This is a genomic window from Streptomyces sp. GQFP, from assembly GCF_021545335.1.
Classification (GTDB): domain Bacteria; phylum Actinomycetota; class Actinomycetes; order Streptomycetales; family Streptomycetaceae; genus Streptomyces.
Window position 1 is genome coordinate 4,607,426 of sequence record NZ_CP089312.1, and the last position, 22,105, is coordinate 4,629,530.

20 protein-coding genes are annotated in these 22,105 nt (G+C 71.0%); 7 read left to right on the forward strand and 13 right to left on the reverse strand.

Features of this window, described 5'->3' with window-relative positions:
• Positions 1–116 precede the first annotated feature (116 nt).
• The gene (locus tag LUX31_RS20305; protein WP_235476209.1) at positions 117–998 is read left to right on the forward strand and encodes a diacylglycerol kinase; all 882 of its coding nucleotides are present in this window, start codon (positions 117–119) and stop codon (positions 996–998) included.
• Between the two features lie 208 nt (positions 999–1,206).
• Here LUX31_RS20305 and eutC read toward each other — a convergent pair whose 3' ends face one another.
• Positions 1,207–2,016, reverse strand: a complete 810-nt coding sequence (eutC, locus tag LUX31_RS20310; RefSeq protein WP_235476210.1) for an ethanolamine ammonia-lyase subunit EutC — start codon at positions 2,014–2,016, stop codon at positions 1,207–1,209.
• Positions 2,013–3,407, reverse strand: coding sequence for an ethanolamine ammonia-lyase subunit EutB (locus LUX31_RS20315; protein ID WP_235476211.1), 1,395 nt, complete (start codon positions 3,405–3,407; stop codon positions 2,013–2,015). Before LUX31_RS20315 ends, eutC begins: the two co-directional genes overlap by 4 nt.
• Before the next feature lie 154 nt (positions 3,408–3,561).
• On the opposite strand from LUX31_RS20315, the gene LUX31_RS20320 reads away from it, so the two are divergent.
• Positions 3,562–5,076 (forward strand): APC family permease, encoded by a 1,515-nt coding sequence (locus tag LUX31_RS20320; RefSeq protein ID WP_235476212.1) that lies wholly within the window; start codon positions 3,562–3,564, stop codon positions 5,074–5,076.
• Positions 5,077–5,213: 137 nt separating this feature from the next.
• Here the strand turns inward: LUX31_RS20320 and LUX31_RS20325 are convergent, their stop codons facing one another.
• A complete protein-coding gene (locus tag LUX31_RS20325; RefSeq protein WP_235476213.1) occupies positions 5,214–5,723 on the reverse strand; it encodes a GbsR/MarR family transcriptional regulator in 510 nt (169 codons plus the stop codon).
• Positions 5,724–5,796: 73 nt separating this feature from the next.
• Here LUX31_RS20325 and LUX31_RS20330 point away from each other — a divergent pair, with 73 nt between their 5' ends.
• From LUX31_RS20330 to LUX31_RS20345, 4 genes are all read left to right on the forward strand, one after another.
• Positions 5,797–6,705 carry an ABC transporter ATP-binding protein gene (locus LUX31_RS20330; RefSeq protein ID WP_235476214.1) on the forward strand — a complete coding sequence of 303 codons (909 nt, stop codon included), beginning with the start codon at positions 5,797–5,799 and terminating at the stop codon, positions 6,703–6,705.
• Positions 6,702–8,318 carry an ABC transporter permease gene (locus LUX31_RS20335; RefSeq protein ID WP_235476215.1) on the forward strand — a complete coding sequence of 539 codons (1,617 nt, stop codon included), beginning with the start codon at positions 6,702–6,704 and terminating at the stop codon, positions 8,316–8,318. The genes LUX31_RS20330 and LUX31_RS20335 overlap by 4 nt, the downstream gene beginning before the upstream one ends.
• 290 nt (positions 8,319–8,608) lie before the next feature.
• On the forward strand, positions 8,609–10,129 hold the full coding sequence (locus LUX31_RS20340; RefSeq protein ID WP_235476216.1) for a protein kinase domain-containing protein: 1,521 nt from the start codon (positions 8,609–8,611) through the stop codon (positions 10,127–10,129).
• Between the two features lies 1 nt (position 10,130).
• A complete protein-coding gene (locus tag LUX31_RS20345; RefSeq protein WP_235476217.1) occupies positions 10,131–10,385 on the forward strand; it encodes a hypothetical protein in 255 nt (84 codons plus the stop codon).
• Here the strand turns inward: LUX31_RS20345 and LUX31_RS20350 are convergent.
• Positions 10,351–11,568, reverse strand: a complete 1,218-nt coding sequence (locus LUX31_RS20350) for a cytochrome P450 (protein WP_235476218.1) — start codon at positions 11,566–11,568, stop codon at positions 10,351–10,353. The two genes, LUX31_RS20345 and LUX31_RS20350, sit on opposite strands and share 35 nt — an antisense overlap.
• A gap of 142 nt (positions 11,569–11,710) precedes the next feature.
• On the opposite strand from LUX31_RS20350, the gene LUX31_RS20355 reads away from it, so the two are divergent.
• Positions 11,711–12,844 carry a lipid II:glycine glycyltransferase FemX gene (locus tag LUX31_RS20355; RefSeq protein ID WP_235476219.1) on the forward strand — a complete coding sequence of 378 codons (1,134 nt, stop codon included), beginning with the start codon at positions 11,711–11,713 and terminating at the stop codon, positions 12,842–12,844.
• Positions 12,845–12,863: 19 nt separating this feature from the next.
• On the opposite strand, the gene LUX31_RS20360 is transcribed toward LUX31_RS20355, so the two are convergent.
• From LUX31_RS20360 to fbaA, 9 genes are all read right to left on the reverse strand, one after another.
• On the reverse strand, positions 12,864–13,301 hold the full coding sequence (locus LUX31_RS20360; protein ID WP_235479986.1) for a VOC family protein: 438 nt from the start codon (positions 13,299–13,301) through the stop codon (positions 12,864–12,866).
• A 34-nt stretch (positions 13,302–13,335) separates the two neighbouring features.
• Entirely contained in the window at positions 13,336–14,016 is a 681-nt protein-coding gene (locus LUX31_RS20365; protein ID WP_235476220.1) for a response regulator, read from the reverse strand.
• Positions 14,013–15,401, reverse strand: coding sequence for a sensor histidine kinase (locus tag LUX31_RS20370; RefSeq protein WP_235476221.1), 1,389 nt, complete (start codon positions 15,399–15,401; stop codon positions 14,013–14,015). Before LUX31_RS20370 ends, LUX31_RS20365 begins: the two co-directional genes overlap by 4 nt.
• Positions 15,402–15,501: 100 nt before the next feature.
• Positions 15,502–16,380 carry an alpha/beta hydrolase gene (locus tag LUX31_RS20375; RefSeq protein ID WP_235476222.1) on the reverse strand — a complete coding sequence of 293 codons (879 nt, stop codon included), beginning with the start codon at positions 16,378–16,380 and terminating at the stop codon, positions 15,502–15,504.
• A gap of 193 nt (positions 16,381–16,573) precedes the next feature.
• Positions 16,574–17,776 (reverse strand): kynureninase, encoded by a 1,203-nt coding sequence (kynU, locus tag LUX31_RS20380; protein WP_235476223.1) that lies wholly within the window; start codon positions 17,774–17,776, stop codon positions 16,574–16,576.
• Positions 17,769–18,614 (reverse strand): tryptophan 2,3-dioxygenase family protein, encoded by an 846-nt coding sequence (locus tag LUX31_RS20385; RefSeq protein WP_235476224.1) that lies wholly within the window; start codon positions 18,612–18,614, stop codon positions 17,769–17,771. The genes kynU and LUX31_RS20385 overlap by 8 nt, the downstream gene beginning before the upstream one ends.
• Positions 18,615–18,766: 152 nt before the next feature.
• Positions 18,767–19,180, reverse strand: coding sequence for a DUF3151 domain-containing protein (locus LUX31_RS20390; protein WP_235479987.1), 414 nt, complete (start codon positions 19,178–19,180; stop codon positions 18,767–18,769).
• Positions 19,181–19,380: 200 nt separating this feature from the next.
• A complete protein-coding gene (locus LUX31_RS20395; protein WP_235476225.1) occupies positions 19,381–20,856 on the reverse strand; it encodes an MFS transporter in 1,476 nt (491 codons plus the stop codon).
• An 85-nt stretch (positions 20,857–20,941) separates the two neighbouring features.
• Positions 20,942–21,973 (reverse strand): class II fructose-bisphosphate aldolase, encoded by a 1,032-nt coding sequence (gene fbaA, locus LUX31_RS20400; RefSeq protein ID WP_235476226.1) that lies wholly within the window; start codon positions 21,971–21,973, stop codon positions 20,942–20,944.
• Positions 21,974–22,105 lie beyond the last annotated feature (132 nt).

The following is a 22,105-nucleotide window of genomic DNA, read 5'->3' on the forward strand; positions in this document are numbered from 1 at the left end:
CCGGCGACCCTCATCGGCCGCAACCCGTCGGACCCGGATGCCCCGGAATAGACGAAGCCCCTGGCGCAATAGCGCAAGGGGCTCTTGCACAAAGATGCTACCCGAGGAAGCGAGGCATGACCGAGGTGGCGACTTCCGACCAGCTCCTCGTGGTCATCGACCCGGTCGCCCGGCGGACGGACGGCGAGTCTGTACGAATCGCGAAAGACGTGCTCAGCGCGGGTGCGACCACAAAAGTGTGCCTCCCGGACGGCCCCGAGGAATTCGCCCGGGCCCTGTCGAGGAGGGGCTCGCGCCGGCCGGTGGTGATCGGCGACGACAGGGCCCTGCTCCGTACGGTGGCCCTCCTCCACCGGCAACGGGAACTGGCCGGATGTGCGCTGTCCGTCGTCCCGGTGGGCGCGGCCGGAGTCCTCTCCCTGACCCGCTCCCTCGGCGTCCCCACGGGCGCGGTGGCGGCGGCGAGGGCGGTCCTGGAGGGCGCGGAACGCCGCCTGGACCTGCTCGTCGACGACAGCGACGGGGTGGTGGTGGGGGCGGTACGGATTCCTGCGATACGGGGACCGGCTGGCGCCGGTGAGGTGGTGGTCGGTGCGGAGGCGGATGCTTCGGCTCACGCTCACCCCTGGCTGCGGACGTGCCAGTCACTGGTACGGACCCTGGCGGCACGGCCGGCCCGGGGCGCACGGGTGACTCCGGTACCCGGCCCCGGCCCGTCACGCCTCCGCGTCGAGGTGGACGGGGTGACCCTCGTGGACCTGAACCAGCCCGTGGAGGCGGTGACGCTGACCCCCGGGGAGGCCGGGGGCGCGCGGGTGGAGGTCCGGCCGGTGTCGGTGGGCGCGGAGGCGTCTCCGCTGGGGGCGGTGGGGCGGCGGGTGACGGTGTCGGGGGCGGATTTCCGGTACCGGGCGGATGCGGGGGTGGTGTCGGGGCCGGTGCGGAGGCGGGTGTGGGTGGTGCGGGAGGGGGCTTGGGGGTTGACGTTGCCGGGGTGAGGGGGGTGGGGGTGGCTTTTCTCGCCCCCGCCGCCCCTACCCGTCCCATCCTCGGGGGCTCCGCCCCCGAACCCCCGCTCCTCAAACGCCGGAGGGGCTGACATACCAGCCCGTCCGGCGTTTGAGGACGAGCGCGTTCAGCGCGACTTTCCCACCCACCCGCCTGCCACCACCCTCCAGCCCGTCCGGCGTTTGAGGACGAGGCCGTTCAGGCCGAAGGGGGGTCTGGGGGCGCAGCCCCCAGGGATGGGACGGGTAGGGGCGGCGGGGGCGAGATCAGCTCGTCCTTCAGCCCCACCCCCGTCAGCCCCAGCTCCCGCGCCCGCCCTATCAACCCCGCCAACTTCGCCGCCGCCGTCTCGTACGTCAGGCCCAGCGGCGGCCTGATGTTGGACAGGCAGTTCCGGTCCGCGTCCGTGGTCGTGCCGGGGCGCGGGGCGTACGTCAGATACGCGCCCAGGGAGTCCGCCGCCGACATGCCGGGGCGTTCACCGATCAGGACGACCACCATCGTGGCGCCCATGGCGTGGGCCACGTCGTCACCGAGGGCCACCCTGGCCTGCTCGGCCAGGATCACCGGGGCGACCCGCAGAGCCGGGTCCAGCAGTGCCGTCGTCGCCCGCACCATCGGCGCCGCGTGTTCGTGCACCGCCCGGCTGGACAGCCCGTCGGCCACGACGAACACCACGTCCCAGTCCCCGCCGGGGAGGTGGGCACGGTCGATGTCGTCGAGACGGCGCCCCAGGTCGGGGCGCTGGAGGTAGGTGAGCCGGTCGCCGGCGGCACTGCGTACCCGTACCGTCGGTTCGCCTGTCAGGCCGGCCGCGACCGTCTCCGGATCGAAGGGCGAGTGCACCGCGTCCCGGGCGGCGGCATGCGCGGCCTGGAGTTCGAGGCGGTGGCGCGTGGGGAGCGCCGAGCCCGCGCGGCCCAGGCCGATCCTGGCCTGCGTGTGCCGACGTAGAGCCGCCCACATGGGCAAGTCGTCCGCGACTGGGGTCACTTGACGCTCCGTCATGCTGCCAGCTCCTTTCCGATCGCCGTCAGCGGATGTGCCGTACCCGAGACATCCCTGATCGCGCCCCGCTCGTCCAGCAGCCCGATGCCGTCCAGCCATGCCTCGAACTCCGGTGCCGGGCGCAGCCCCAGGACCTCGCGGAGGTACAACGCGTCGTGGTACGAGGCGGATTGGTAGTTGAGCATGATGTCGTCGCCGCCCGGGGTGCAGATCACGAAGGACGCGCCCGCGACTCCCAGCATCGTCAGCATCGTGGCGATGTCGTCGTCGTCCGCGTCGGCGTGGTTCGTGTAGCAGATGTCCAGGCCCATGGGCAGGCCGAGCAGCTTGCCGCAGAAGTGGTCCTCCAGGGCGGCGCGGAGGATCTGGCGGCCGTCGTAGAGGTACTCGGGGCCTATGAAGCCCACCACCGTGTTCACCAGCAGGGGGTCGTAGCGGCGGGCCACCGCGTACGCCCGTGCCTCCACCGTCTGCTGGTCCACCCCGTGGTGCGCGTCGGCGGAGAGCGCGCTGCCCTGTCCGGTCTCGAAGTAGAGCGCGTTCTGTCCGACCGTGCCCCGCTTCAGCTCCCCCGCCGCCGCGTGCGCCTCGTCCAGCAGGCCCAGGGTCACGCCGAAGGACGCGTTCGCGGCCTGCGTACCGGCTATCGACTGGAACACCAGGTCAACCGGCGCCCCGCGCTCCATCAGGTCCACACTCGTCGTGACATGGCACAGCACGCACGACTGCGTCGGGATCGCGTATCGCTGGATGACTCCGTCCAGCAACTCCAGTAGGTCCCTCACCGCCTTCGGGCTGTCCGTCGCCGGGTTGATGCCGATCACCGCGTCGCCCGAGCCGAGCAGGAGGCCGTCCAGGAGCGCGGCCGCGACACCCGCCGGGTCGTCCGTCGGGTGGTTGGGCTGGAGGCGGGTGGCCAACCGGCCCGGGAGGCCGATCGTCGAGCGGAAGGCAGTCACCACCTCCACCTTCCGTGCCACCGCGACCAGGTCCGCGTTCCCCATCAGCTTGGACACCGCCGCCACCATCTCGGGCGTGAGCCCGGGCGACACCGCGGCCAGCGCCTGAGCGTCCGCCGCCTCCGACAGCAGCCACTCCCGGAACCCGCCGACCGTCAGCCCGGCCACCGGCGCGAAGGCGGCCAGGTCGTGCGTGTCCACGATCAGCCGGGTCACGTCGTCGTCCTCGTACGGAATCACCGGCTCGGCGAGAAACCGAGCCAACGGCACGTCCGCCAGCGCCCAGCGCGCCGCGACCCGTTCCTGCGCGGAGTCCGCGGCGAGGCCGGCCAGCCGGTCGCCGGAGCGCTCGGGGCTCGCGGCGGCGAGCAGACGCGCGAGGGAGTCGAAGCGGTAGCTGTGGCCGCCGAGAGTGGCTGTGTACGTGCTCATGTCGGCGACGGTAGGAGGCGCGTGTTGCCGTCAGATTTCTAAAGGTCTGGTTGACAAACATTTAACGCACGGACACCCTTGACCGACTTATTCGGGATACAGAGTTCCACCCCATCGACAGCACAACCAGGAACAGTCAGGAAGGGGCCACCCGATGGCAGTGGATGAGGGCGTAGCCCCGGCGGCAGACAGAAGTACGGGCGACGAGGGCACAGTTCACCGGCTGAAGCCGAACGCCATCGGTCTCCTCGGCGTGGTCTTCATGGCCGTCGCGACCGCCGCGCCGATCACCGCGATGACGGGCAACGTGCCCTTCATGGTGTCGGCCGGCAACGGCATCGGCGCCCCGGCGAGCTACCTCGTCGCAATGGTCGTCCTGGCGATCTTTTCCGTCGGCTTCACGTCGATGGCGAAGCACATCACCTCCACCGGCGCCTTCTACGGCTTCATCTCCTACGGCCTCGGCCGCACCGTCGGTCTCGCCTCGGGGCTCCTGGCGACCTTCGCGTACGCCGTCTTCGAGCCGGCGCTCATCGGCATCTTCTCGGTCTTCGCGACGACAACCCTGGAGGACCAGACGGGAGTTGCCGTTCCGTGGTGGGCGTTCGCGTTCCTGATGCTGGCCATCAACGCGGTCGGCACCTGGTTCGGCGTCAGCGTCGCCGAGAAGGTGCTCGTCGTGCTCCTGGCCACCGAGGTGACGATCCTCGCGGCGATGGCGATCTCGGTCGCCCTGCACGGCGGCGGCCCGGAGGGCTTCAGCCTCGACCCGGTCAACCCGGTCAACGCGTTCTCGGGGACCAGCGCCGGCCTGGGGCTGTTCTTCGCCTTCTGGTCGTGGGTCGGCTTCGAGTCGACGGCGATGTACGGCGAGGAGTCCCGCAACCCGAAGAAGATCATCCCCAAGGCGACGATGATCTCGGTCCTCGGCGTTGGCATCTTCTACGTCTTCGTCTCCTGGATGGCCATCTCGGGCACGGGCGAGTCGAAGGCCGTGGAGGTCGCCACCGCCAACCCGCTCGCCCTCTTCTTCGCCCCCACCGAGCAGTACGTGGGCGCCTGGGCCGTCGACGTCATGCAGTGGCTGATGATCACCGGCTCGCTCGCCTGCGGCATGGCCTTCCACAACTGCGCCGCCCGCTACATGTACGCCCTGGGCCGCGAGGGCGTCCTCCCCTCGCTGAAGAACACCGTCGGCCGCACCCACGCCAGGCACGGCTCCCCGCACATCGCGGGCCTGGTGCAGACGATCGTGAGCGGCGTACTGATCGCCGCGTTCTGGATCGCGGGCAAGGACCCGTACAACGCCCTCTACGTCCTGCTGGCCATCCTCGGCACCATGGCGATCCTCGTCGTCCAGGCCGTCTGCTCCTTCGCGGTCCTCGCCTACTTCCGCAAGAACCACCCCGAGAGCCGCCACTGGTTCAAGACCTTCACGGCCCCGCTCGTCGGCGGCGTCGCGATGCTCGCGGTGGTGGTGCTGCTGGTGTCCAACATGGGCGTCGCGGCGGGCGCGGAGTCCGGTTCGCTGCTGCTGAAGGCGACGCCGTGGATCGTCGCGCTGATCGCGCTGGGCGGCATGGGCTACGCCCAGTACCTCAAGCGCCGCTCCCCCGAGCGGTACGCGCTGCTGGGCCGGACGGTCCTTGAGGAGACCAAGGAGCGGTAGCGCTCCGCTGGGGGCGCCGTCGCATTACCGTCGCTGGGGAACTGCGGGTCGGCTGTGGCCGGGCGCGCCCCAGCGGCGGAGCCGCATATCGACACAGCCCCGCGCCCCTTTGGGGCGCTGCCCTTGTCCCTTGTCCCTTATCCCTGACCGAAGGTCCGGGCGCGTTCCTCCCGCCACCGGTCCATCAGCTTGGTCAGCTCGCCCTCCAGGTACTCGAAGAAGGCGAGCGTCTCGGCGATCCGCTGTCCGCCGGGAGTGTCGACGCCGAGGCTGTCGACGCCCACGCGCAGGGTCTGCCCCCAGCGCTTGAGCACGGCGTCGCGGTTGGTCACCGCCTCGTACCACTGGTCGCTGTGCACCCGGTACCGCTCGCGCCGCGAGCCCGGTTCGCGCTCCCGCGACACCATGTGCACCTGGGACAGATAGCGCACCGCGCCGGAGACCGCGGCCGGGCTGACCTGGAGCTGCTCGCCGAGTTCGGCCGAGGACATGGCGCCGGCGTCGGACGCGAGCAGCGCGGCGAAGACCCGTGCGGCCATGCGCTGCATCCCGGCGTCGACGAGCTGGGCGGCGAAGCTCTCGACGAACCTCGACACGGCTTCGGGGTCCCGTCCCGTTCCGCTCCCCGCCGCACCCGATTCCGTCATAGGGAGAGCATAACCGTCATTCATACGCTTCCTTAACTTCACAAATTTCTGAAGTAAGCGTACGTTCGGAAACATGACGAAGGCCAGCCCAGCCCTAGAGGTGTCCGGACTCCACAAGTCGTTCGGCAGGACGCATGCCCTGGACGGTCTCGACCTCACCGTGGCGACCGGCGAAGTGCACGGCTTCCTCGGCCCCAACGGCGCCGGGAAGTCCACGACCATCCGTGTCCTCCTCGGCCTGCTGCGCGCCGACTCGGGCACCGCGCGCATCCTGGGCCGGGACCCCTGGGCGGACGCGGTGGAGGTGCACCGCCGGATCGCGTACGTCCCCGGCGACGTCACCCTGTGGCGCAACCTCTCCGGCGGCGAGGTCATCGACCTGTACGGCAGGCTGCGCGGCGGCGGACTCGACAAGGGGCGCCGGGCGGACCTGATCGAACGGTTCGAGCTGGACCCGACGAAGAAGGGCCGCACGTACTCGAAGGGCAACCGCCAGAAGGTGGCGCTGGTGGCGGCGTTCGCCTCGGACGTCGACCTGCTCATCCTCGACGAACCGACGTCGGGCCTGGACCCGTTGATGGAGGAGGTCTTCCAGCGCTGCGTCGAGGAGGAACGGGACAGGGGCCGTACGATCCTGCTCTCCTCCCACATCCTCAGCGAGGTCGAGGAGTTGTGCGACCGGGTCAGCATCATCCGCAAGGGCCGGACAGTGGAGACCGGTTCACTGTCCGACCTGCGCCACCTCACCCGGACGAGCATCACGGCGGAACTGGCGGGCGCACCCAACGGGTTGGCACACCTGCCCGGCGTGCACGACATCGACGTACAAGGCAACCGGGTCCAACTCCAGGTCGACACCGACAAGTTGGACGCCGTACTGCGCTCGCTCACCGAGTCGGGCGTACGGTCCCTGAGGTCGACGCCACCGACGCTGGAGGAGCTGTTCCTGCGCCACTACCAGGACGAGGCGGCGACCCGATGACCGCCGCCATCACGTCGGCCCCGGCAGTCCGGAGGACCGCCGGTTCGCGTCAACTGGCGGGCACCGGAGCCCTGTTGCGTTTCAACCTGCGCCGCGACCGGGTGATGATCCCGGTGTGGGTGGCGGTGACAGCCCTCCTCGTCCTCTCCCTCCCCGGCTCCCTGGAGAGCGTGTACTCCACGCCGGCCGAACGCGCCGACATCGCCCGCCAGATGCTCACCAACAGCTCGCTCCGGGCCACGTACGGCCCGGTGTTCAGCGACTCGATCGGCGGCCTGACCGCCTGGCGCATCGGCGGCTACGCGGCGATCCTCGCCGGCGTCATGAGCCTGCTCGTCGTCGTACGGCACACCCGCGACGAGGAGGAGAGCGGACGCCAGGAGCTGATCTCGTCGGCGATGGTGGGCCGCCGGGCACCACTCACAGCGGCCCTGCTCACCGCCCTGGTCGCCAACGCCACGCTGGCCCTGCTGATCGCGGCCGGCCTGGCGGGTCAAGGCGCCTCGGGCGCACTGGCGTTGGGCCTGGGTATCGGAGGTGTGGGAGCGGCGTTCGCCACGCTCACGGCGATCGTCGCGCAGTTCACGGAGAGCGCGCGGCTGGCGAAGGGCCTGACGGGCGGTCTGCTGGGCGTGGCGTTCGTGCTGCGCGCGGCGGGCGACTCCGCGTCGAACGACGGCTCGTCGCCGCTGACTTGGATCTCGCCGATCGGCTGGCTGGAGAACGTACGGCCGTTCGCGGACGAACGCTGGTGGGTGCTGGGCCTGTTCGTGGCCGCGACGGTCGTCCAGGGCTACGCGGCCTACGAGTTGGCGGGCCGCCGGGATGTCGGAATGAGCTTCGTCGCGACACGCCCCGGCCCGGCGACCGGCCGTCTCGGCACGGCGGGCGCACTGGCCTGGCGGCTGCAACGGGGTGCCGTGTTCGGCTGGAGCGTCGGGTTCCTCGCGGCGGGGGTCGCCTTCGGCGGGCTGACGAAGGGCGCGGCGGACCTGGTCGGCGACAACGACAAGACGCGGGAGATCATCGAGCGGATGGGCGGCCAGTCGGGCATCGAGGACGCGTTCCTGGCCACGATGGTCGGCATGTTCGGCATGGTGGCGGCGCTGTACGTCGTGTCGTCGGTACTGCGGCTGCACACGGAGGAGACCTCACAGCGGGCGGAGCCGATCCTCGCCAACGCGGTGGGCCGGCTGCGCTGGGCCGGGGGCCACCTGGCGATCGCCTTCGGCGGCGCGGCACTGATCCTGCTGCTGAGCGGACTGGGCCTGGCCCTCGGGTACGGGGAGGAGTTGGGCCCGATCCTCGGCGCGAGCCTGGTCCAGGTCCCGGCGGTGTGGGTGCTGGGCGGACTGGCGGTCCTGCTGCACGGGGTGTCACCCCAACTGTCGGTCGGGGCCTGGGGTGTTGCCGGGTTCGCGCTGCTGGTGGGCTGGATCGGACCTGCCCTGGACGTACCGCAGGGGGTGCTGGACCTGTCGCCGTTCGGGCACTTGCCCAAGTTGCCTGGCGGGCAGATGAGTTGGCCGCCCGTGCTGATCCTCACGGCGATCGCGGCGGGGCTGGTGGCGGCGGGGCTGGCTGGGCTGCGGCGCCGGGATCTGAGCGCGTAGGGACAGTCTCCGACCGCGGCGACCCGAGGGCAGCTCCAGGGAGGAAAAGGCCGTCCCCGAAGGGCAGGAACGAGGGACTTCGGGGCACACCGAACAGGATTGGCGGTTCCGGCGGCTCCCCGGCAGAACACAATTCCTGGTCGGCGCCAATGAGTCGGAAGGAAAGGCGAAGGCCGAACCCGTCCGGCATACTGGCGAGCCGCGAACCACCCTGCTCACCAACGCGTGAACCGAGGCACGGCGCGTGCTTCGAGCGCTGATGCGAACCGAACTTCCGGGGAACAGCCGTCATGAAAAACCTTCAGCCTTCGGACCCGACTTCCATAGGCGCCTATCCGCTGCTGGGCCGGCTAGGTGCGGGCGGTATGGGGCAGGTCTTCCTGTCCCGTACGGGGTCGGGCCGGCTGCTCGCGCTGAAGACGATCCGCGACGATCTCAGCTCCGAGCCGGGATTCGAGGAGCGGTTCGCCCGCGAGATACGCAACAGCGACCGCGTCCGCTCGCCGTGGACCGTGACCGTCGTGGACTACAGCGCCCCGGGCCAGCGCCCGCAGTGGCTGGCCACCGAGTACGTGCCCGCGCCGTCGCTCGCCGACTGGGTCCTGTCCCGTGGCCCGCTGCCCCGGAACGCGCTCCTCTCGCTCGCCGCCGAACTGGGCGCCGCCGTACAGGCCGTGCACCAGGCCGGCCTCGCGCACCGGGACGTCAAGCCCGGGAACGTCCTGCTGGCCCGCGACCGGCCACGGCTGATCGACTTCGGTGTCGCCCGCGCCGCCGACGACAGCCGGCACACCCGCCTCGGCGTCTCGGTCGGCTCCCCCGGCTTCCTCGCCCCGGACCAGGCCGTCGGCGCCGTCGCCGCCGAACCGGCCGACGTGTTCTCGCTGGCCTCCGTGCTGGTGTACGCCGCGACCGGACGCGGCCCCTTCTCGCGTGCGGGGGAGCAGGTCCCCGCGGCCACCCTGCTGTACCGAGTGGTCCACGAGGAACCCGATCTCACGGGCGTCCCCCCGGAGCTGCTGCCGCTGCTCACCGCGTGTCTGGCCAAGGACCCGGCCGTACGCCCGACAGCGGCCCAGCTGAATGCGTGGCTGGCGGAGCGGGGCGCCCGTACCGGGCACTGGCAGCAGGCGTGCCCACCGGACCTCGCCGGAGAAGTGACCCAGGCCGAGCATTCCGCGCGCACCCTGACCGACATCGCACAGACCTCCGTAGCGGCCCCCGCCGGTCGGGCACCGGCCCCGGACACCCTCCTCGCCGCCCCGCCCGAGCGACGCCGCCGGCCCGCCTGGCTGCTGCCCACAGCGATCGCGGCGGTCGCGGTCACGGCGGCCGTGGTGGCCACCGTCCACTTCGGTACGCAGCGTTCCTCGGCCGAGTCCTCCCCGTCCAGGCAGGGACAGCCGTCCGCCTCGGCGACCGCGAGCAAGACGCCGTCGACGCCGTCCGCCTCGGCCCCGGAGTCCCTGGCCCCCGGCACCGCGCTCAAGGTCATCGAGGCCACCTTCGAACTGGCCGCCGGGGAGTCCGTGGTGGCCGGGGCCAGGACTCTGGCCATGCAGGAGGACGGCAACCTGGTGATCTCCGACGAGGACGGCACGCCGCTCTGGGCCACGTCGACCAAGGGCGAGGGCAACTCCACCCGCTTCCAGCCGGACGGCAACCTGGTCGTCTACAACAGCGGCGGGAAGCCCCTGTGGTCCTCACGGTCCAACGGCAACCCAGGAGCGATCCTCGTCTTCCAGGCCGACGGCAACGTCCTGATCAAGTCCGACGACACCGTCCTCTGGGCCGCCGGAACAGAGAACTGAGATGGGACAACGCGCACAAGCCGCCGGAGGATGCCTGACCGTCGCTCTCGGGGTGGGCATGGGGCTGGTGGTGTGGTTCGTCAGGGCCCAGGGCCGGGTCCGGCGCTTCGAACAGGGCCCCGACTGGAGCGTCTTCTACGCCGAACTGCCGCTGCTGACCCTCGCCGGAACCGCCACCGGCCTGGCGGCCTGGGCAGTCCTACGGGGCTTCACCACCCGGCTCAAAGCCCGACGCTCAGCCCCTCCAGCCCCCTGATCACAAAGTTCGGCTTCCGCACCGGCTCCGCCGCCAGACCCAGTGTCGGCGCCCCCCGCAGCAGCGCCCCCATCGACGCCGCCAGCTCGATCCGCGCCAGCGGGGCCCCGATGCAGTAGTGGATCCCCGCGCTGAAGGAGATGTGCGGGTTCTCCGCCCGCGTCAGGTCCAGCGCGCCGGGATCGGCGAAGACCTCCGGGTCGTGGTTGGCCGCGCCGAACAGCAGCGCCACCTCACTCCCCCTCGGGATCACCGTCCCGTCGATCTCGATCTCGTCCAGTACCCAGCGTTCGAAGAGCTGGAGCGGGGTGTCGTACCGCATCAGCTCCTCCACGGCGGAGGGGATCAGGGAGTGGTCCGCGCGGAGCGCCGCCAGCTGGGCCGGGTTGCGGAACAGGGCCCACCAGCCGTTCACCGTCGCGTTGACCGTCGCCTCGTGGCCCGCGTTGAGCAGGAGCACGCACGTCGAGATCATTTCCTGTTCCGTCAGGCGGTCGCCCTCGTCGTACGCGGCGATCAGGCCCGAGATCAGGTCCTCGCCGGGTTCGGCGCGGCGGGCCGCGATCAGGTGCCGCAAGTACTCCGTGAACTCCTCCGACGCGCGTACCGCCCGCGCCGCCGTGTCCTGCGACGGGTTCAGCTCGTACATGCCGCAGATGTCCGCCGACCAGGGGCGCAGCGGGGCGCGGTCCGCCTCCGGGATGCCCAGCATCTCCGCGATCACCGCCACCGGGAGCGGCTCCGCCACGTCGGTGAGCAGGTCGCCGCCGCCCGCCTTCACCAGGTCGGCCACCAGCTCGCCCGCCAGCCGCTCCACGTACGGCTTCAGGCCCTCCACCGTCCTCGGCGTGAACGCCTTCGACACCAGGCGGCGGATGCGGGTGTGGTCCGGCGGTTCGAGGTCCAGCATGCCGTGGTCGTTGAGGGTGTGGAACGGCTCGTGCTCCGGCGGGGGCGCCGTACGGCCGAAGTCCTCGTGGGTGAAGCGGTGCTGGTAGGTGCGGCCCAGGCGGCGGTCGCGCAGCAGCGTCGAGACGTCCGCGTGGTGCGGGACCAGCCACTGGTTCGTGGGTTCGTAGTACACGACCCTGCCGCGGGCGCGCAGCTCCGCGTACGCGGGGTACGGGTCCGCGACGAACGCCGGGTCCCACGGGTCGAAAGCGAGGTCGGAAGCAGCTGCCATGCACGGACGCTAGCCCGAGCCACCCCCACCTGACCAGGAAAGGTGTTCGGGTTCCCGTCGGTGAACCTTCTCCCGTGAACCCTTGACCCACCGGGTGATCCCCGGCTTACGGTGGCCGCCCCCGAACAGGAGTACCCCACCCATGCCCAGCCTGTACGTGCGGGAGATCACGCGCGAGGAACATCTGGCCCATCTCCGGCTGCGCCCCGACGCCAGCCATCTCCAGATCCCCGAGTGGGGCGGCGTGAAGCCCGACTGGCTGCCGGAGAGCATCGGCTGGTTCGAGGGTGACGGCAGTGAGCTGGTCGCTGCCGCGCTCGTCCTCTACCGGCCGCTGCCCGGGACCCGGCGCTATCTCGCCTATCTCCCCGACGGACCCGCCATCGACTGGCGGACCCCTCGCCTGGAGCACTGGCTGGATCCGCTCGTCGCCCACCTGGAGCGCATCGGGGCGTTCTCGGTACGGATCGGGCCGCCCCTGGTCGTACGGCACTGGGACGCGGCCACCGTCACGGCCGGCCTCGCCGACCCCGACGTACGGCATCTGCGCGACCTGCCCGCCGCCGGTATCGACGGCTACGCGCTCGACGCCGCCGAGCGGCTGCGGCGGCTCGGGTGGCGGCCGTGCGACGAGGACGACGGCAGCGGTTTCGGCCTCGGGCAGCCGCGCTACGGCTGCCACATCCCGCTCGCCGGACGCTCGGTCGACGATCTTCGCGACGCCCTCGCACCGCACTGGGAACAGTCCCTGCGTACGGCCGAGACCGCCGGCGTCCAGGTCTCGTGGGTCTCGGACGACGACCTGCCCGAGTTCCACCGCCTGTACACCGCGACCGCCGCCCACGACGGCTTCAAGGCCCGCCCGCTGGACTACTTCCGGCGCATGTGGCAGGCCCTGAACTCCGAGGACGAGGACCGGCTGCGCCTGTACGTCGCCGAGTACGAGGGCGAGGTCCTCTCCGGCGCGCTCATGATCAACGTCGGCTCACGGGTCTGGCACTCGTACGCCGCCTCCGGCTCCCGGGGACGCCAACTGCGGCCCAGCAGCGCGCTGTTGTGGCGGATGCTGTGCGACGCGCAGGCGGCGGGCGCCGAGACGTACGACCTGCGCTCCATCACCCCCGCCCTCACCGAGGACCGCCTCCTCGGCCGACTCCACTTCAAGACGGGCGCCGGCGGCCGGGCGGTGGAGTACCTCGGCGAGTGGGAACTCCCGGTGGGCAGCCAGGGCAAGATGCTGCGACGGGCGCTGGGGCTCTATCTCGGCCGCAGATGACCCGCCGAGCCTCACTCACCTATGGGCCGAACTCGGGGATCGTCACCGACCCGTCCGCCGCCAGCGGGAACCCGGGGTTGTGCGCGACCTCCCACGCGTGGCCGTCCGGATCGACGAAGGCGCCGGAGTAGAAGCCGACGGCGTTGACGGCCGCCGGCTTGGTGACGGTCCCGCCGGCCCGTTCCGCCGCCGCGAGCAGGGCGTCGGCCTCCGCGTCGGAGCGGACGTTGTGGGCGAGGGCGATCCCGCCGAAGCGACCAGGTTCCGCCGGGCGGGGCTCCAGACCGCAGTCGGCGGCGAGCTTGTCGCGGCCCCACAGGACGAACCCCAGCCCGCCCGCCTGGAAGAAGACCGTCTCCTCGACCTCCTGCCCCCGCCAGCCCAGAGCCTCGTAGAAGGCCTTGGAACGGGCCAGATCGGAGACGCCCAGCGTGATCAAGGTGATGCGCTGCTCCATAACCATTCCCATCACCTCACCGTACTCACCGCACTCACCCGGGAGTCACCAGCCGCGCCTCGTACGCGAACACCGCCGCCTGCGTGCGGTCCCGCAGCCCGAGTTTCACCAGGATGCGGCTGACGTGCGTCTTGATCGTCGACTCGGCGACCACCAGCTGCCCGGCGATCTCGACGTTCGACAGCCCCTGCGCGATCAGCACCAGCACCTCGGTCTCCCGCTCGGTCAGATCGCCGTACGCCGCCTGCGCGCCCGGCATCAGCCTCGGGGCCTCGGAGAGCTTCGAGAACTCGGTGATCAGGCGCCGGGTGACGGAGGGCGCCAGCAGGGCCTCGCCGGTCGCCACCACCCGTACACCGTCCGCGAGTTGGCGTGCCGACGCGTCCTTCAGCAGGAAGCCCGACGCGCCCGCCCGCAGCGCCTGGTACACGTACTCGTCGAGGTCGAACGTCGTCAGCACCAGGACCTTCGCCGTGCCGTCCGCCGCGACGATCTCCCGGGTCGCCTCGATACCGTTCATCTCAGGCATCCGGATGTCCATCAGGACGACGTCCGGGGCGAGTTCACGCACCCGCTCCACCGCTTCCCGGCCGTTCACCGCCTCGCCGACGACCTCGATGTCCGGCATGGCGTTCAGCAGCACGGAGAAGCCCTCGCGGACCATCATCTGGTCGTCCGCGATCAGCACACGGATCGTACGAGTACGCGTGCTCATGCCCCGTCTCCCCCGTCCTCGACCGTGCTCGCGGCCGGCAGGAACACGGTGACCTCGTAGCCGCCGTCGGCCGTCGGGCCCGTCGTCATCTCGCCGCCGAGCATGGAGACCCGCTCCCGCATCCCCGTGAGCCCGTGCCCCGCGCCCTCCGTGGGCGTCTGCTTCACGAACGACACCTCCGCCGCACGGCCGTTGACCACCCGCAGCCCCAACCCGCCCAGCACATAACCGATTTCGACCCGCGCGCCCGCCCCCGGCGCGTGCCGCAGCGTGTTGCTCAGCGCCTCCTGCACGATCCGGTACGCCGACAGCTCGACGCCCTGCGGGAGTTCACGCACCGCGCCGGTCACCACCTTGTCGACGGAGAGCCCCGCCTCGCGCACATTGGCGAGCAAGCCGTCGAGGTCGGCCAGGGTCGGCTGCGGGGCGTCGGGAGCCTCGTAGTCCTCCGCCCGTACGACGCCCAGGACCCGGCGCAGTTCGGTGAGCGCGGCCACCGCGTTCTCGCGGATCGTCGCGAAGGCCTTCGTCAGCTCCTCGGGCGGGTTCTCCACCCGGTAGGGCGCCGCCTCCGCCTGGATGGCGACGACCGACATGTGATGCGCGACGACATCGTGCAGCTCGCGCGCGATGGTCGTGCGCTCCTCCAGCAGCGTCCGCTTGGACCGCTCGTGCGCGGTCACCGTCAGCTGCGCGGTCACCTCCTGCTCGGCGGCCCGGCGCACCAGCAGCATGCTCACCATGAGCAGCGCCAGCGCGGCGACGAAGAGGAAGGGCACGGCGTTGCTGTTGAAGTAACGGTTGCCGAAGAGGCTCTCGGCACCCATGGCGTACACCGCCGTCAGCGCCCACATCCAGGCGGCCGTACGCGGCCGGGTCCGGGCGGCGACGACCGTCAGCACCACCAGGTGCGCGACGAAACTCGCGGGCGCCCAGGGGTAGTCGCCGCTCCCGTAGTCGCCGCCCCAGTTCTGGCCGATCATGGCGACGACCGGGATCGAGACCAGGGAGAACCAGAAGGCCCCGACCGGCCGGACCAGCGTCAGCAGGATCGGCCCCAGCGAGAAGACGGATATCGCCAGTACTTCGACCAGGTCGTCCCTGCTGCCCTCGAAGGTAACCAGCAGCGCCAGCAGCCCGGCCGCGCCCACCAGGGCGTGCGGCGCCCAGACCGCGTACGGGCGCAGCCGCTCGGGCAGCACCCGGGCGATCCGGCCGGGCCTGCCCCTCGGGGGCAGCGGGCGGTAGGCGAAGGCGTCGTGGAACAGGTCCGCGCGCAGCCCCGCCAGCGCGTCCATGGCCACCCGGAACTCGGGGCTGCTGAACAGAGCCTCGTCCCCCCGCCTCGGCCTGGGGTTCTTCTGCGTGTGGGTCGTCTCAGTCACATACAGCACGGTAGGCGGCGGGCGGGCGGCAGTCGTCAGCAGTGAGAGGGGTTCTCCGGGGTCCGTCTCAGGTACTACGGGACGGCCGAAGGGGGCCGTCTCACCACGCCAGCTGCGCGATCTCCTCCGCCACCACCGCACACGCGTCCGCCACCGGGTCGATCAGCGGGAAGTGCCCGACGCCCTCAAGCAGCGTCAGCCCGACCACCTCACCGGCCTTCGCCGCCGCGTCCGCGTACGACTCGGCGACGATCTGCGGTACGTCGATGTCGGCCCGCCCCTGTACGAGGGTGGTCGCGATGCCGGTGGGGAGCAGCAGTGCCGGGTCGGCGTAGGGCTGCCGCTCGGCGAAGTGCCTTTCTCCGCCGAGGAGTTGACGTACGGCGTCGGAGCAGACGTCCAGTTTCTCGGCGACGGCGAAGTCCGCGACCGGGGCAAGCGCGACCACACCGCGGAAGGGTGCGGGGCGGGCGGTGAACCAGGGCGCGTCGGCGGGGAGGAGGTGCCGGGCGGCGACCCACAGGGCCAGGTGCCCGCCCGCCGAGTGCCCGGTGACGACCATGCGGCGCGGATCGGCCTGCGGAAGGTGGGCCCGTACGAGGGCGGGCAGGGCGTCCAGCGCCGCCGCGACGTCGTCGAAGGTGTCGGGCCAGCGCCCGGCGACGGAGGGACCGTCCCCGCCCCGCCGGTACTCCACGTTGGCGACGGCGAACCCGCGCCGGGCCAGGAACCCGGCGAACGGCGTGATGTGCCGACGGTCGTACGGCGCCCGCCAGGCACCCCCGTGCAGGACGACGACCAGCGGCACGGTCCCGTCGCCGGGAAGCGCCTCGGGGCCGTGCGGACCCTGCGGGGCGTAGAAGTCGATCACCTGATCGGGGTGGTCGCCGTACGCGGCGGTGGCGTCGGGGTCGACGGGCGGGTGCGAGAAGGCCGACTCCTCTTCCGCGGCGGCGGCCTCTGCGGCATCGTCCGACATACTTCAACCTCTCAGCGACGAAACGTACTTGGCGGACCTGGAGAGAATTCGGCCGTTGCCGGGGACGCTATCAGGCCCGTGACGTGCGTCGACACGCGGAAGTGAGCTCGGTGCGGGTTGAAACGGTTCTGCCCTGCTACGGGCGGCCGGGACGGCCGGTGCGCACACGACACCGACCGTCACCGAGCATGGCTCAGCCGGCGACGACCTCGCCCAGCACCCGGGCCGCCCGCTCCACGTCCGCGAACCCGACGTACAACGGCGTGAACCCGAACCGCAGCACGTCCGGCCGCCGGAAGTCGCCGACGACCCCCCGCTCGATGAGCCGCGCCATCACGTCCCCCGCGTCGGAGCACCGCAGGGCGACCTGACTCCCGCGCTGGGCGTGGGCGACCGGCGTAACGGACTCGACCCGCCCCTCGGGTACGTACTCGTCGACGCACTCGAGGAAGAAGTCGGTCAGGGCAAGGGACTTGGCGCGTACGGCGTCGATGGAGACCCCGTCCCAGACCTCGAGAGCCGCCTCCAGGGCGAGCATCGAGAGGATGTCCGGCGTACCGACCCGCCCGCGCGTCGCACCCGGGGCGGGGGCGTACTCGGGCCGCATGCCAAAGGGGTCGGCGTGCGAGGTCCAGCCGGGCAGGGGCGAGTCGAACCGCTCCTGGTGCTGCTGCCGGACGTACAGATAGGCGGGCGAACCGGGCCCGCCGTTGAGGTACTTGTACGTACACCCCACCGCGAGATCGACCCCGTGCTCGTCCAGCCCGACCGGCAGGGCGCCCGCGCTGTGGCACAGGTCCCAGACGGCCAGGGCACCGGACGCGTGGATCGCGGCCGTGAGGGCGGGCAGATCGTGGAGGCGGCCGGTGCGGTAGTCGACATGGTTGAGCAGCACGGCGGCGGTACGGTCACTCAACTCCCCCGGTACGGCGCCAGGTTCAACCGCACGCAGGGTGCAGCCGGTCATCCGGGCGGCGGACTCGGCGATGTAACCGTCGGTGGGAAAGGTGGTGGCGTCGACGAGGATCTCATCGCGCCCGGCCCCTGCGAGCCTGACAGCCCCCACAAGTGCCTTGAAAACATTGACACTTGTGGAGTCACCGACAACGACCTGCCCAGCGCCCGCCCCCACCAGCGGAGCGATACGATCCCCGATCCGCTCGGGCGCGGTCCACCACCCGCTCTCGTCCCAAGACCGGATACGCAGCTCGCCCCACTCCCGGCGCACGACGTCGTCGAGCCTCCCGGGGACGACGGCGGGCAGCGCGCCGAGCGAGTTCCCGTCCAGGTAGGTGACGCCGTAGTCGAGCACGAACTTCTCCCGCACCTTGGCGAGTTCGTCACGCGAGTCGAGTTCCCGGGCCTGGTCGTCCTTGGAGGGCAGCAGCTCAGACATGGGACCTCGCCGTCCACAGCTCGGGGAACACGTTCTTCTGCGCCCGCTTCTCCAACCAGGCCACTCCGGCGGAGCCGCCGGTGCCGGACTTGGCGCCCATGGCCCGCCGGGTGGCGACGAGATGGTCGTTGCGCCAGCGCCACACCAGTTCGGCGACGTCGGTCAACGCCTCGCCGAGGCGGGCGAGTTCGGCGTCGGGATCACCGGAGTAGAGGGCCGTCCAGGCGGCCTCGACGTCGGCGGAGGGTTCGTACCGGAGGGACACGTCACGGGCGAGAACGGCGTCCGGAAGGGCATACCCACGCCGCGCGAGGAGCCTCAACACCTCGTCGTACAGGCTGGGTTCGTGCAGCGCCTTCTCCAGCTCGGCGTGCACGCGGGGGGCTGCCCGATGGGGTACGAGCATCGACGCGGACTTCTCGCCGAGCAGGAACTCCATCCGCCGGTACATCGCGGACTGGAACCCGGAGCCCTCGCCGAGGGCGGCGCGGTAGGAGTTGAACTGGGCGGGGGTGAGCTGTGCGAGGGGCCGCCACGACGCATTGAGGGCATCCAGCTCACGCACGGACCGCTTGAGGGCGGCGACGGCGGTGGGCACGTCATCCCCGCGCAGGGCATGGGCGGCGGTCTCCCACTCATGCACGATGACGGTGAACCACAACTCCATGACCTGGGTCGTCACCAGGAAGACCATCTCTCCGGGGTCGTCGGAGAGGGTGTGCTGGAGATGGGTGAGGACGTCGGCCTGGACGTAGTCCTCGTAGGGCGTCGTACCGGCGAAGTCGAGATGCGGGGTCTCGGGCTCCGAAGCCTCGGGGGGCTGAGCCTGGAGGGACATCGCTGTCTCCTGTTGTACTCCGGGTAGCGGTCCGCCCCTGCCGAATTCCGACACGGGGGCCCCGGTCCCCAGGGGCATCCAACACAATCGTGCCCCGAATCCGCAAGGCCCGCCTGATCAGGTCACAGGCGGGCCTTGCGGACAGAGGGTGACTAGCCGAGCGTCTGGGCGGCAGTCGGGGAGGAGTCCTTGAGGAACTGGGTGCAGCGCTCGTACTCCTCCTGCTCGCCGATGGAGCCGGCGGCGCGGGCGAGGGCGTGCAGGGCGCGCAGGAAGCCACGGTTCGGCTCGTGCTCCCACGGCACGGGTCCATGCCCCTTCCATCCGGCGCGGCGCAGGGAGTCCAGCCCGCGGTGGTATCCGGTACGGGCATAGGCGTACGACTCCACGACGCTGCCCCGCTCGAACGCGTCGTCGGCGAGCTGGGCCCAGGCGAGGGAGGAGGTGGGGTACTTCGCGGCGACGTCGGCAGGGGCGGTGCCGTTCGCGAGGAGGTCTCGGGGCTCGGGGTAGTCGGGGAGGTGGGTGGGGGGCGGCCCGCCGAGCAGGTTTTCGTGAAGGGTCATGGTTCCAGTCTGGGGTATCGGACGGGGATTGTTTTCGCCCCCGCCGCCCCTACCCATTCCCATCCTCGGGGGCTCCGCCCCCGAACCCCCGTATCGCGCTGAACGCGCTGAATCTTTCAGCCCGTCCGGCGTTTGAGGACAAGGGGGGTCTGGGGGCGCAGCCCCCAGGGATGGGACGGGTAGGGGCGGCGGGGGCGAAATCAAGGGCGGTCACCCTCGACCCCGCTCACCCCCTCCAACGGCGGAGCCGTCACGCACCCATGCGTAAGGCACTCCGGCTGCAAACACCCCACCCCCGGCATCCGCACAGTCAAGAACGCCACCACAGACCCCACCACCAAAACCCCCGCACACACCACCATCGCCCGCCCGAACGCCGCATCGAACACCACCCCCGACCGATACGCCTCCGCCCCCATCCCCGTAACCAACGGCAACGCAGCCACCGCGACCAACCCCGCCGCCCGCGCCGCCGCATTGTTGACCCCACTCGCCAACCCCGCCCGAGCAACATCCACCGACGCCAGCACACTCGCGGTGAGCGGCGCGACCAGCGTCACCATGCCCACCCCGAGCACCAGCACAGCAGGCAGCACATCAGCGACATACGACGCCCCAGCACCCACCCGCAACATCAGCAGCATCCCCGCCGCACACAACAACGGCCCGACCGTCAACGGAACCCGCGGCCCGATCCGCTCCGCCAGCTCCCCCGACCGCGCCGACAGCAGCAGCATCAGGACAGTGGTCGGCAGCAACGCCGTACCGGCGCCGAGGGCCGAGTACCCGGCGACCACCTGGAGCTGAAGGGCGGAGAGGAAGAAGAAGCCCCCGAAGGCCGCGTACACGCACAAGGTCACCAGATTGACGGCCGTGAACTGGCGCGAGGCGAAGATGTCGAGCGGCATCATCGCGTCGCCCGCCCGCCGCCGCTCGACGTACACGAAGGCCACCCCCGCAAGGACACCCACCACCGCCGACACCACGACCGTCACGGAACCAGCCCTGGCCTCGATGAGCGCGTACGTCACCAGGGCGAGCGCGAGTGCCCCCAGAGCCGCACCCGCCACATCGAAGCGCCCGTGCCGCGTACGCCCGTCACCGGACTCGGGAACATGCCGTACGGCGATGGGAGCGCACACCAGCGCCAGCGGAACGTTGAGCAGGAACACCCACCGCCACCCGGGCCCGTCCACCAGCCAGCCGCCCAGGAAGGGGCCCACGGCCGCCCCGATACCCCCGAAGCCGGACCACAGCCCCACCGCCCGCCCCCGGTCATCGGGATGGAAGGAGGCCTGGATGAGGGCGAGGGACCCAGGCACGAGCAGAGCGCCGCCGATGCCCTGCAACGCACGGGCGGCGACCAGCACCCCCGTGTTCGGAGCGAGCCCACAGAGCAGCGAAGCCACCGCGAACCACACCACCCCGACCACGAAGATCTTGCGGCGGCCATACCGGTCGCCCAGCGAACCGCCCAGCAGGATCAGCCCGGCCAGCGTCAGCATGTACGCGTTGACCGTCCACTGGAGGGCGGCCAGATCGGCGTCGAGATCGCGGCCGATGCGCGGCAGCGCGACGTTCACGACGGTCGAGTCCAGCATGGCCATGCTGGACCCCAGGACGGTGGTCAGCAGGATCCACCTGCCCTGCGGTGAGGTGATCCGTACGTCGGCCATGGGCCCAGGTATACAGCGAGCCCGGCGCCGTCGACAGTGGACGGACGCCGGGCTCGCGTAAAGCGACGTGCGGAGCGATGCGGGGTTACTTGATCTTCGTACCGGCCGACCGCAGGTTCTGCGTGGCCTCGACGACACGCGCGGCCATGCTCTTCTCGGCCAGCTTGCCCCACGTACGCGGGTCGTAGGTGCTCTTGGAGCCGACCTCGCCGTCGACCTTGAGGACGCCGTCGTAGTTGCGGAACATGTGGTCGGCGACGGGACGCGTGAAGGCGTACTGCGTGTCCGTGTCGAGGTTCATCTTGACGACGCCGTTCTCCAGCGCGGTCGCGATCTCCTCCTCCGTGGAACCGGAGCCGCCGTGGAAGACGAAGTCGAAGGGCTGCGCGCCGGCGGGCTTGCCGTACTTCGCGGCGACGCCGTCGTTCAGCTCCTTGAGGAGGTCGGGGCGGAGCACGACGTTGCCCGGCTTGTAGACGCCGTGGACGTTGCCGAAGGAGGCGGCGAGCAGGTAGCGCCCCTTCTCACCGAGCCCGAGCGCCTCGACCGTACGCACGGCGTCGTCGACGGTGGTGTAGAGGGAGTCGTTGATCTCGTGGGAGACCCCGTCCTCCTCACCCCCCGTCGGCGTGATCTCGACCTCAAGGATGATCTTCGCGGCGACGGCGCGGGCGAGCAGCTCCTGCGCGGTGGAGAGGTTGTCGGCGAGGGTCTCGGCGGAGCCGTCCCACATGTGGGACTGGAAGAGCGGGTTGCGCCCGGCCTTCACGCGCTCCTCGGAAACGGCGAGCAGCGGCCGTACGTACCCGTCGAGCTTGTCCTTCGGGCAGTGGTCGGTGTGCAGGGCGACCGTGACCGGGTACTTCTCGGCGACGATGTGCGCGAACTCGGCCAGGGCGACGGCACCGGTGACCATGTCCTTGCTGTACTGGCCACCGAGGAACTCCGCACCACCCGTCGAGATCTGGATGATGCCGTCGCTCTCCGCCTCCGCGAAGCCGCGCAGCGCAGCGTGCAGGGTCTGGGTCGAGGTCACGTTGATGGCCGGGTAGGCGAACCTGGCCGCCTTGGCCCGGTCGAGCATCTCGCTATAGACCTCAGGGGTTGCGATAGGCATGTGTCCGCTCCTCGTGATGTGCGGGTTGGCGATCTGCGTACTGACTACCTGCGGCCCTGACCCAGGGCCTGCCCGGCGGATCCTGTCGGAGACGCGGAGTGTGGCACGCACACCGGCGCTGATGAGGCGCCG